Genomic DNA, 11,244 nt, shown 5'->3' with positions numbered 1-11,244 from the left:
CTTCTTTTTGAGACTTAAACGCTTTCAGTCCCCCTACAAATTTTTTAAACCGGGCTTGGTACTTGGCTTGAATGCGATCTGCTTCCCGGTTTAAATCATCAGGGGTATAACCAAATTCTTTCCACTTCATCTTGACGTAATTACTTTGACCCAAACTTTTGGCAAAGACCTGACGTTCGACAATAAGCCCCTTATACAATTCAAGAGCCTCCTGCATTTTTTGCTTTCTTTTATCTAAATCTTTTTCAGGAGACCCCAACAAGGCGCGGCCCTGAGTCACACGCTCCTTTTGCCTGGCTTTAAGGCTGGCATCCATGGCTCCGATATCCAGTTGCCTCTTGGCCCAAATGGACATGGTCCTTAACTGGGATTGAACTTCCGGGGTGAGATCATCTAAAGAAACATGATCAACATAGTTCATCAACGCCACTAGGGGAAGTTTAAGGCTTGAATAAAGGGCGGACTTGACTTCTTCTTCGAGTTTTCCCGCTTGTTTGCCCTCTTCGTTTTCGGCCATCACCAATTGGGCTCCAAGGTAATCAAGTTTGTTCATCACATAGCTCACAACCTGATCCATTTTTTTGTGCAAATCTTGCACTCTGACAGAAGAAAGAGCCTCGCCATTCTCCGGCACTGTTTGTTTGTCACATTGGTTGCTCTGTTCGTTATAGGCCTCATAGGTGACGGAATCCCGTTGACCCTCCAATTTTTTGGGGGCACGCAAAACGACAAAGGAATCAAACGGATTTTGCCACCCCTCGCGCTGGGCCATATCCACAACAAAAAGCGACCCCATCATCATTTGATCGACAACAGCCTCTTCGTCGGAAGCTTGGCCATCCTGCCTCAGGAGAAAACTGACTGTTTTAGGATCTTCTCCTTCTGCTACACCAATGACATAACTAAGAAGAATGAGTTGTTCTTCTTTTTTTCCATCCCCATTAAGATCGAGATTTTTTAGGACACATCGGCGATAAAAAACATGGAGGGAATCCCAGTTTGAAGGAGTGATGAAGGCCGCTATGTCTCGTTGACTTTTAACCTGATTGACAATTTGTTTAAAGGCCTCTGGATTGCCCACAGTCCAATAATTGTCTTCCTTTTCGTCCCATGACGTACCAGAAATTTTAATATCAGGTAACGAAGGCCTTGGATCTTGAGGCAAGGGTGGGGATGATAAAATAGGGACCATTTTAAATCTTTCCTGTAGATTCTTTTAAAAACACTTTCTTTATCGTCTAAAACACAAAAATGTTGTGGGAATCTCCTTCTCAAAATAACCAAATGAAATCAATTGGATAGTACATCTAAAAAATGAAAAGGGCGGCAAGTTCTACGTGGGCTGTTTGAGGAAACATATCAAAGGGCTGTATCGTTTTTATTTCATACCCTTTCTCTTTTAATAAAAATACATCCCTTGCAAAAGTGGCGGGATTGCATGAAACATAAACCAGTTTTTTGGGCTTTAAATCTACAATTCCTTCCAAAACTTCCTTCAACCCTTCACGAGGCGGGTCACACACCATGGAATCCAAACGAATTCCCATACGCTTTAATTCAAACAAACCTTGAAGAGCTGAGGTATGCCTCCATTCAATATTTTGCATCCCTTGATCGTGGGCCTGTTTTTTTCCATGCAAGATGGCCTTTTCATCCCGTTCAATCGCCCATACTTTATAGGCCAGTTTTGCCAAGGGAAGGGTAAAGTTTCCAGAACCACTAAAAACATCGGCGACGACTTCGTTCTTCTTCACATCAAGTTTGTTCTTAACCCAATCAACCAGATTTTGATTCTGCTCGGGATTGACTTGCCCAAAACCCGTAACAGAATCGTCCCGAAGTTCAAGACGGAAACGGGTAAAATCCCCCCTACCCCCCTTTTTTCCCGCATACGGGATCCCGCTACACGGTGATAAAGGGGGATATTCCTCCCAGCCTTCCCCCTTTAAAAAAGGGGGATTGAGGGGGATTTTTTCACTTTGATTTTTTATTTTTTTTATCTGCTCGTTAAGATTTTCTCTGGCAATCAAGCAGGCTTCAACAGGAACAACACGATGGCTATGGCATTCATAAAAACCGATTTCTCCCTTTCGATTGCGATGAAGCTGGATGCGATTTCGATAATGCCATTGCTTGGGAGATCGGATGATGGGCTGAATTATTTGTTCGTCCACTTTCGCAAATTTTTTCAAAACCTGTACAACGATATGCTGCTTTGCGGCTATTTGAGCATCATAGGACATATGTTGAATATCGCACCCGCCACATTTAAAAAAATAAGGACACTCGGGTTTGATACGATCGGGGGATGGTTTGTTGATGGTGATCAGGCACGCATCGGCATATTTTTTGTGATCTTTTTCAACCTGAATGGTCACAGTGTCACCGGGCACCGCCCACGGAATAAAATAAACCTTACCCTCATGCCTTGCCACACCATGCCCTTGGGAATTGAGATTTTCAACGACAACCTGAATGTGGGGGAGGGGCATATTGGTCGCGAATAATGGTTCGACAAGGCATGTCCGGGTAAGGGCAATTCATGAATTGCCCTTACAAAAAAGGACACCCTGAGCTTGCCCCGCATACGGGGTCCCGCTACGCGGTGATCGAAGGGTCACTCGCAATTTACAAGATGAGTTTTAAACAATATCCAATAATGTCGAATCGTAATCGTTTTTATAAGAGCCTTTCTTAAAAAGCGACTTGGAAAGATCAGCCTTCCTCTTTTCAGATTCAAAACCATAACGAATCACTTGGGCCCGGATGTCGGGGTGGTGATACTTCAAATTATGCGTATCGCTTCCCTTTTTCAAAAAGCGGATAATACCATCGGTCTTGTACCCCATCAAAAACAAGAGACGCCCGCATATTTCGTCAGCCAAGGTTTCATGAGCCCTTCTTAGTTCAAAAATTTCGTCCCAGGTTAATTCCTGAAGGGAATCGGAATGGGGCCTTAAAGCACACGCATGCCCCCATTCGTGGGACATGGCCCCGGCAAGGGTTTCCTGGTCGTTTAAATGGGCTTCCAAAAAATCAACGCCTAAATAAACAACATCCTGCCCATCCACACACACCACCATTCCCTTGGCCGGAATAACCTTGCAGTTCTTCTTTTTTAAATAATTTAATCTTTTGGTAAGCCGGTCAATAAGACCCCGTGGGGCAAAAAGAGAGGCCAGTTTTCCGATTTCATCCAGGGACAAAACAATGGGAGGGGTTTCCCCCAATGATTTTCTTTGAGCCTGGTCAGTGCCACGCCCACTAATAACGGGTCGCGGGGCATTAAGAATAAGATTGGGACCGGAAGATGAGATTTTATCAATGCGCATGTGGTTTTAGAGTAGCATAGTTTCCACCAATGATTCAATCGTGGCTTTGGGGGGAACACAATGAACGGGCAACCCCTGTAGGCGGGCCTCTTTTTGGGTCATGGGGCCCATGCACGCAATACGCGTCTTTTGAAAAGAAGGATCCTCCATGCCCTTAGGCCAACAGGAGATAAAATTTTTCACCGCCGAGGCACTTAAAAACACCACCCAATGGCAGGGCGTTCGAGTAAAAATATTTTGCCATTTTTCAGGATCAAGTTTTGGCTTTTTGTTCTGATAAGCAAAAACAAGGTCAAAGGGTTGTTTTATTTTTTCAAGATTTTCCTCAACAACCGTATGTCCTTCCTTGGCTCTTACAATCAAAACTCTTTCCTTTTTCTTAAGCTTCTTTTTTAAAGCCTTCACGAGCGATTCGGCATTATAGTTTTTGGGAATTAAATTGGCATGAATTCCTTTTTGTCTTAAAGAGGCCGCTGTTTTTTCGCCAACACAGGCTATTTTAATTTTTTCAAGAAAACGGGCATCCTTCCCCATTTTTTCCATGCGTTGCCAAAAATAATGCACTCCCCAATGGCTTGAAAAAACAATCCATCGATAACGGTTAATTTTCTTTAGAACCGCATCTAAAGAAGCCCATGAACTCATGGGCGCTATTTGAATAAGCGGCATTTCAAGAACATGGGCCCCGTAGACTTCAAGCAGTGTCTTTATTTTTTCATTTCCCTGGTGTGTGCGGGTGACAAGGACGGTTTGGTTATGCAAGGGTCTTTTTTCAAACCAGTTCAATTTTTCCCTTAAAGAGACAACAGCCCCTACAACAACGATAGTGGGTGGTTTGATATTCTGATTTTGTGCTTCGGCTGCCATCGTTCCCACCGTGGCCACAACCGTTTTTTGTTGGGGGTAAGTCCCCCACTGGATCATGGCCGCAGGAGTTTGAGGGTCCATGCCATATTTGAGAAGTTGTTCCATGTTTTCCTTAAGGTAATGGTACCCCATCAAAAAAACTAGGCTCCTCATGGAAACAAGACCTTTCCAAAATTCCTCCCGATGAAGCCCGCTGGGATCTTCATGACCCGTCACAAAAACAAGTTCCGAGGTATAATCACGATGGGTGACCGGAATACCCGCATAGGCCGGCACAGCCATGCCTGAGGAAACCCCCGGAATGACTTCGCAAGGGATTCCTGCTTCCATCAGTGTTTGCAACTCTTCCCCTCCCCTGCCAAAAACAAAGGGATCCCCCCCTTTAAGCCGCACGACTGTTTTGCCTTTTTTGGCTTGGGCGATCATCATGGTTTCAATATCGGTTTGATGTGCCTGAAAGTGACTGGCTCCTTTTTTCCCCACATATACAAGCTTTATCTTTGAACTTAATCCACTTAGAAAAGACGGATTGGCCAGGTAGTCATAAAAAATCACATCGGCTTCTCTTAAAACCTGAAGTCCTTTAACCGTGATAAGCCCCACATCACCGGGACCGGCGCCTACTAAATAGACTTTTCCACTTTTCTTTTTATCGATCATGATGATTGTTGGTAAAATTGATCTTATAAATACAGAGTCATGGTTCGACGGGGCTTCAGCCAGAGGCTGATCCGCCTCTGGCGGACACCATGTCCGGGTAAGGGCAATTCATGAATTGCCCTTACAAAAAAGGACACCCTAGAGCTCCGTCGAAGGGTCACTCGCCATTTATAAGATGAATTCTAGTTATTATACGCCATTAAACAGCCAAAAACCTTCCCCCCGGCATCAACCGTAATCGCCCCCCCAATTCCAATTGGGTTAAAAGGACGGTCAATTTTTCAGAGCTCAAACCGGTAGCCCCGATAATCTCGTCAATGTTTTGCGAGCGTTCGCGACACGCCTGAACCACCTTCGATTCGTCCGTATTACTTTCAACTAAGCTGAGTTTCATTTTCTGTTTTTCATCTCCAAGATTCCGTGACAAGCCATGGGGCCTTGACTGGGCAAGGCTCGCATCCTGTGCCAACGAGCGTAGGGGATAATGCCATTCATCCAAAATATCACGCCCTTCCATCACCAGCTTCGCCCCTTGCTGAATCAGACGATGACAACCGCGTGACCGTAGAGAATCAAGAGGTCCGGGCACTGCAAAAACGTCCCTATTCTGTTCCGTGGCATACCGGGCGGTAATCATGGCTCCACTTTTTTCATTGGCTTCCACCACCAAAACTCCGCGAGACAATCCACTAATGATGCGGTTGCGTCTGGGGAAAAAACTGGGATGGGGAAAAGCTTTAAAAGGAAATTCCGAAACAAAAGCCCCTTTCTCCAAAATTTTTTCAACATATACGCTGTGTTCGGGGGGATACAAAAATCCAAAACCGCTTCCCAAAACAGCCACTGTAATGCCCCCAAGTTCCAGGGTTGTCTTATGCGCTTCAATATCAATGCCCTTGGCAAAACCACTGACAATGGAGAACCCCCCTTCCACACATTCACGCACCAAACGTCGACAGGCCACAACTCCATATTCAGTCACCGCACGTGAGCCTACAACGCCCAAACAATCATCCGATGACAAAGCCGAAAGATTTCCCCATACAAACAAAAGGGGTGGAAAAGAGTGAATCTGTTTTAACAAAGGGGGATAGGCTTTGTCTTTAAAACTTAAAATTTGGATGTTTTTTTTCTGATAAAAGGAAAGCTCTTCTTCGCCCTGTTTTAAGTCGACAGGACGTTCCAAAGCGCTCACCACACTTGGACGCAAGCCACATTGAATCAAATCATCTTTGGAAGCCCCAAAAACAGCCTTGGCTGAACCAAAATGATCAAAAGCTTTTATAAAAGATTGGGGACCTATGGCCTCTCTATTATTAAGGGCAAGCCAATAAGGAAGATCAGGATGGTTTAAGTCCATAAACCTATTAAACCCAAAATAGGCTTTTTGAAAAGAAAACAAATGCCCCACAACTATCATAGGAGCTCGCGTCGCCCCCTCCATCGGCAAAGCCAATGGAGCCTCCCCCTCAACGCGCCTGTGGCGCTTTTAGTAGATTCCAGAAAGGGACGCGAGCCCCTATCAAGGTGTGTGGGGCAAAATAACAAAAGTATTAAAACAACAAGTTTAGCAGTCTGTTGACAAATTGTAAGGGCAATTCATGAATTGCCCTTACCCGGACATGGTGAGCCCCGTCCCGCAAACGGGATCCCGCCACGCGGTGATCGAACCATGAACTGGACTTTGTCAACATACTGTTAGGATGATTGACCCGATCCGGAACCGTTGGTCTTGCCATCAACCCGTTCTTTAAGTTCCTTCCCTACCTTGAAAAAAGGAAGCCTTTTGGGCTTTACGGTGATGGATTCCCCTGTACGAGGATTTCGCCCTGTATAGGACTGATAGCTTTTGGGAACAAAGCTCCCAAAACCACGGATTTCAATCCGTCCGCCTTCAGCCATTTTTTGGGTCATGGTATCGAAGACAAGATTAATAACATCTTCTGCTTTTTTTCTCGGTGCTTTGAGTTTATCTGCAAGAAGATCGATCAGATTTGACTTGTTCATTGGCCTCTCCCCCACCCCGTTCCCCCAAGTTTAGATAGGCTAAAGTTTAGCAAGCATAAAACATGAAGTAAACAGGGTAGTTAGGAAGGCATCTAAAGTGATTCTTTAAGTATTTAGTTCAATAAACTGAATTAAAGAATGTTTCCTAGCTTCAAAGCAAGCCCCATATCCCCCACAACTTTTAATTTTCCTGACATAAAAGCCATCTGGGGATTAAGCTTTTTTTCAACAATATCGGAAAGATCGTTCACGCTAATGGTAACAGTGCACTTGGCCTGCCCCCCTGAACCCTGGCTAATTTTTCCACCAGGCTGGGTTAAATCCAAAGTCCAAATAGAATCCCCGCTCGCTTCTCCCGTGACTTTGAATTCATAAATGGAATTAATGGCCAAAATTTTATCAGCCCTTTCCTTAAGACGTTCCGTGATCTTTTCTTGAAAAATTTGTTGTGCTGTCAAAGCCATAAGGTTCTCCTTTAGTGGTTATGTGTTATGGGTAGAGGATCAACCGTTACCCATGACTTACTTAGAAAAAAATGAATGGATATTCAACCAAAAAATAAATCTTTCTGGTGCCATACACGAATCACCCAGTGCCCAAATAATAAAATAAAGACCGACATTCCGTAAACCTGGGCGAAGAGCACGGGATAATCCAAACGCCAAGCGGGCTTGACCCATCGAATTCCATTTTCAACGGCATAAACAAGAAAGAAAAAATAAACCAGGGGCCCGGCGGCATTATAGCGAAAGGCTTCAAATAACTGCCCTTTGGCCATAACCAAAAAAGACCGTGTCAACCCACACCCCGGACAATCAACATGAAATTTCCACTTCCAAAAGCAAAGGGGAATCTCATTGACCGCTTGGGGAGTAAGCCACCAACCGGCGGTAAGGATGATAAGGAGAAATAAAAAGGGTGAAAATGCTATGATACGTTTCCAAAGCATAACTTGTTGCTAGCATGTTGACAAAGTCCCAATTCATGGTTCGATCACCGCGTGGCGGGATCCCGTTTGCGGGACGGGGCTCACCATATCCGGGTAAGGGCAATTCATGAATGTCCGGGTAAGGGCAATTCATGAATTGCCCTTACAATAACGGACACCCTGCCTGCCCGCCTTTGGAGGGAGCCCCGTCCCGCGCACGGGATCCCGCTACGCGGTGATCGAAGGGTCACTCGGTGTTTATTGAGACTGACTTTAATCATTGCAGAGAACAGCTATGCTAACAAAAGCTTTTATGAATTCGCCTGTTTTTCAGCAAGGTCGCCCAAGAAAGGAATTTTGTAGCGTTCCCCCTGATAGGCTTTGATCATGCAGATAATCCACACCACAAAGAAGGCCAACCATACAATGGGAGAAAGAATGCCAATGATGGCTCCCAAGAAACTGGCAATAGCCCCTAAAACGGCAGCAAGAATGGTGAGTCCAATCTGGATGACAAAACTGGAAACCCCCAAAATGATGGCTTGCCAAGCGTGAAAACGAACATCTTTATTGTTTTTTTCAATCACCAAAAAAACAATCCCTGTAATGAGGGTGCACACATAACAAAGCAATGAGGCAACATTGGGCGCCAAGCCACTTCCCCCTGCTGCCGGTTGAGACTGTTGATTCATGAAGGCCTCCTTTATCGCGCCGAAGCTCCTTACTTAGGAGCGAAGGCGGATTTATCACGCCAAAACTTCCATCATGGAAGTTTTGACGAATTTATTGATTAATGAACATGGGATGGTATCTAAAAAAAACCCAACTTGCCAACAAATTATTCTTTCTATAAATCAAACCATCTCGATTCCCGAAAAAGACTCTCGGGAATGACTCCCTATTATTCCCTGTAAAACTCATCCAGAATTTCCTTGTATTTTTCGGAAGTGAATTTGCGCTTTACTTTCATGGTTGGAGTGAGTTCGCCTGTTTCCACTGAAAATTCCTGGGACAAGATGGCAAATTTCTTGATGGATTCATATTTGGCCAACTGCTTGTTTTTGGATTCGATCCGTTCACGAACAAGGACCTGAATTTTTTCATGGGTAACAAGCTGCTCATAAGTTTCAAACGGGATCTTTTTTGATTTGGCGTAGATCACCACCTCTTCCTGATTCAGTGTGACGAGCGCCGAAAGGAATTTGCGTTTGTCCCCGTGAACAATAATTTGTGAAATAAAAGGATCGGTTTTGATGAGGTTTTCAATATTTTGGGGAGCAATGTTTTTTCCTGCTGCGGTAACAATAATATCTTTTTTACGATCGGTAATTTTCAGGAAACCGTCTTTATCAAATTCGCCGATATCCCCTGTATGAAACCATCCCTTTGAATCGATAGCCTCACTGGTAGCATCGGGATTTTTAAAGTATCCCTTGAAAACCACCCCCCCCTTCACCAAAATTTCACCATCCGGGGCAATTTTAATCTCGACACCGGGAACCACCTTCCCCACTGTTCCCACACGATTATATTTTTTTGAATTGCAGGTAATGGCTGCCGAGGTTTCCGTAAGCCCATAGCCTTCCAGAATCAAAAATCCGGCCGCATGGAAAAAGTCGGCAATTTCTTTTGAAAGGGGGGCCCCTCCTGAAAGAAAAAACCGGACACGCCCCCCCATTTTTTCATGAAGCTTTGAAAAAACAAGCTGATAAGCAAGTGGCCATTGGGCCTTGATGAGAAGCGGAACCGGTTCGTTATGCAAGGTATATTCAGCGCGCATCTTTCCCACCTGTAGCGCCCAGTTGAAAATCTGTTTTTTAAGCGTTGAGCCTTGCTCCAGGGTTTGCATGACCCGCCCGTGCACTTTTTCAAAAATGCGTGGCACACTGGCCATGACATGGGGTTTGACTTCAGAAATATTATCCATCAATTTGTCGATGCTTTCGGCATAACACTGGACAAAACCAACCTGGATTTGGGCAAACTGCACGGCACGGGCCAAAATATGGGCCAGGGGCAAAAATAAAAGGGATTCATCGCTTTCACGAAGGTCAATCATCTTAAGAAGCGCATCCAGCTCACACAAAAAATTTCCGTGGGTAATGACGGCCCCTTTGGGGTTTCCGGTGGTGCCACTGGTGTAAACATAGCTTGCCTCATCATCGGGGCCCAATTCGTGGGACATTTTTTCAAAAACTTTCCGGCTTTCTTTTTCGCCGTTTTTTATCACATCTTCCCATAAAACAAATTCGTCATTTTTGAGTTTTTTTGCATTTTTCCCGAACACGATCACATGTTTTAAATTTTTGAGGGAAGAACGGATTTTTTTTATTTTTTCAGCCTGATCTTTTTCAATAATCACCACTTTGGCTTCTGAATTTTCAAGAATGAATTGAGCCTGATCCGTGGTGTTTGATTCGTAAATGGGCACAGTAATGGCGCCGGTTCCCAAAATGGCCAGATCCGAAAGGGTCCATTGATAACAGCTTTTTGAAAAGAGACAGACGCGATCCCCTTTTTGGACACCCAACCCGGCCAAACCATCGGTTAAAGCTTCGACTTTGGTGGCCACTTCTTGCCAGGTAAGGGGTTTCCATTCCCCATTTTCCTTAAAGCGCATGGCGATGGCTTGCGGACGTTTTTTGATGGTGTGTTGAAAGGTTTCAAGAAGATTTTTGGCGTACATAATCGCGGGAAAGTAGCGTAAGAAAAGGAAAATGTCTAGATTTTTGTGTGTTGTGTAAGGGCGCAGCAAGCAGCGCCCGTACGGAATCATGTAGGGGCGCTGCTTGCTGCGCCCGCGATTATGAAATCCTAATTCGTTGTCGAACGACAAGGCCTATAAAAACCACACCAAACAAAATCATCAATGCATTGGCCTGTAGAGGCTTTCGTGAAGCACCCATATCGCAACCACAGCCCCCAGCCCTGGCTTTTTGGCCTTCAGGGGGGTCTTCACCAACGACGGGATTGGCACATGTCGTATCCTGAACCTGTCCAGGCTTGGCTGATAGAGCCCGCGCTCCCGCACGACCCGCAATGCGGCGAATACCGGCTTTTAAAGCAGCCACATCATCATCACCACCATCATCAATTTGGGGAAGCCCTTCATCGGTTTCGCCATTACAGTTATTGTCGAACCCATCGCACATTTCCTCGGCATTTTCGTTGATGGTCCCATCCCCGTCATGGCAATCGCCGGGAAGGCTTCCATCATCACAATGATCAGATTCACAAAAGCCATCATCATCATCATCTGTAGTAGGATCCCCATTACATTTGGCATCGTTAGAATCGGCACCTTCATCACAGTCATTATCAACCCCGTCATCACAGATTTCAAAATTTTGGGGATGGATTAAATCGGCATGATCGTCAGGATTGGAACTATCATTACAATCCCCCGGAATTAAAGGAAGCTCGCACAACGTGGCAGTTTTATCGCAAAAT

General features: G+C 45.0%; 9 protein-coding genes and 2 pseudogenes (1 of these 11 cut by a window edge). All 11 read right to left on the bottom strand.

Annotated elements, in window-relative coordinates; all coding sequences use genetic code 11:
- Nucleotides 1-1,192, bottom strand: a pseudogene (locus A2048_05110) (hypothetical protein).
- Between the two features lie 115 nt (nt 1,193-1,307).
- Nucleotides 1,308-2,492 (bottom strand): hypothetical protein, encoded by a 1,185-nt coding sequence (locus A2048_05105; GenBank protein OGP09889.1) that lies wholly within the window; start codon nt 2,490-2,492, stop codon nt 1,308-1,310.
- A gap of 150 nt (nt 2,493-2,642) precedes the next feature.
- Nucleotides 2,643-3,332: a hypothetical protein gene (locus tag A2048_05100; GenBank protein OGP09888.1), complete on the bottom strand. Its 690-nt coding sequence runs from the start codon at nt 3,330-3,332 to the stop codon at nt 2,643-2,645.
- A gap of 6 nt (nt 3,333-3,338) precedes the next feature.
- A complete protein-coding gene (locus A2048_05095) occupies nt 3,339-4,859 on the bottom strand; it encodes a uroporphyrinogen-III C-methyltransferase (protein OGP09887.1) in 1,521 nt (506 codons plus the stop codon).
- A gap of 199 nt (nt 4,860-5,058) precedes the next feature.
- Nucleotides 5,059-6,219 carry a DNA protecting protein DprA gene (locus tag A2048_05090; GenBank protein ID OGP09894.1) on the bottom strand — a complete coding sequence of 387 codons (1,161 nt, stop codon included), beginning with the start codon at nt 6,217-6,219 and terminating at the stop codon, nt 5,059-5,061.
- A 338-nt stretch (nt 6,220-6,557) separates the two neighbouring features.
- Complete coding sequence (locus tag A2048_05085; protein ID OGP09886.1) at nt 6,558-6,866, bottom strand: integration host factor subunit beta; 309 nt, start codon at nt 6,864-6,866, stop codon at nt 6,558-6,560.
- Nucleotides 6,867-6,997: 131 nt separating this feature from the next.
- On the bottom strand, nt 6,998-7,324 hold the full coding sequence (locus tag A2048_05080; protein OGP09893.1) for a hypothetical protein: 327 nt from the start codon (nt 7,322-7,324) through the stop codon (nt 6,998-7,000).
- A gap of 89 nt (nt 7,325-7,413) precedes the next feature.
- On the bottom strand, nt 7,414-7,815 hold the full coding sequence (locus tag A2048_05075) for a hypothetical protein (protein ID OGP09885.1): 402 nt from the start codon (nt 7,813-7,815) through the stop codon (nt 7,414-7,416).
- Between the two features lie 290 nt (nt 7,816-8,105).
- Entirely contained in the window at nt 8,106-8,486 is a 381-nt protein-coding gene (locus A2048_05070; protein OGP09884.1) for a hypothetical protein, read from the bottom strand.
- A 209-nt stretch (nt 8,487-8,695) separates the two neighbouring features.
- A complete protein-coding gene (locus tag A2048_05065; protein ID OGP09892.1) occupies nt 8,696-10,480 on the bottom strand; it encodes a hypothetical protein in 1,785 nt (594 codons plus the stop codon).
- A 118-nt stretch (nt 10,481-10,598) separates the two neighbouring features.
- A pseudogene (locus tag A2048_05060) lies at nt 10,599-11,244 on the bottom strand (hypothetical protein); it runs 1,811 nt beyond the window's last position.

The organism is Deltaproteobacteria bacterium GWA2_45_12 (assembly GCA_001797365.1).
Lineage (GTDB): Bacteria > UBA10199 > UBA10199 > UBA10199 > UBA10199 > UBA10199.
This window is presented reverse-complemented; position numbering and strand designations above follow the sequence as displayed.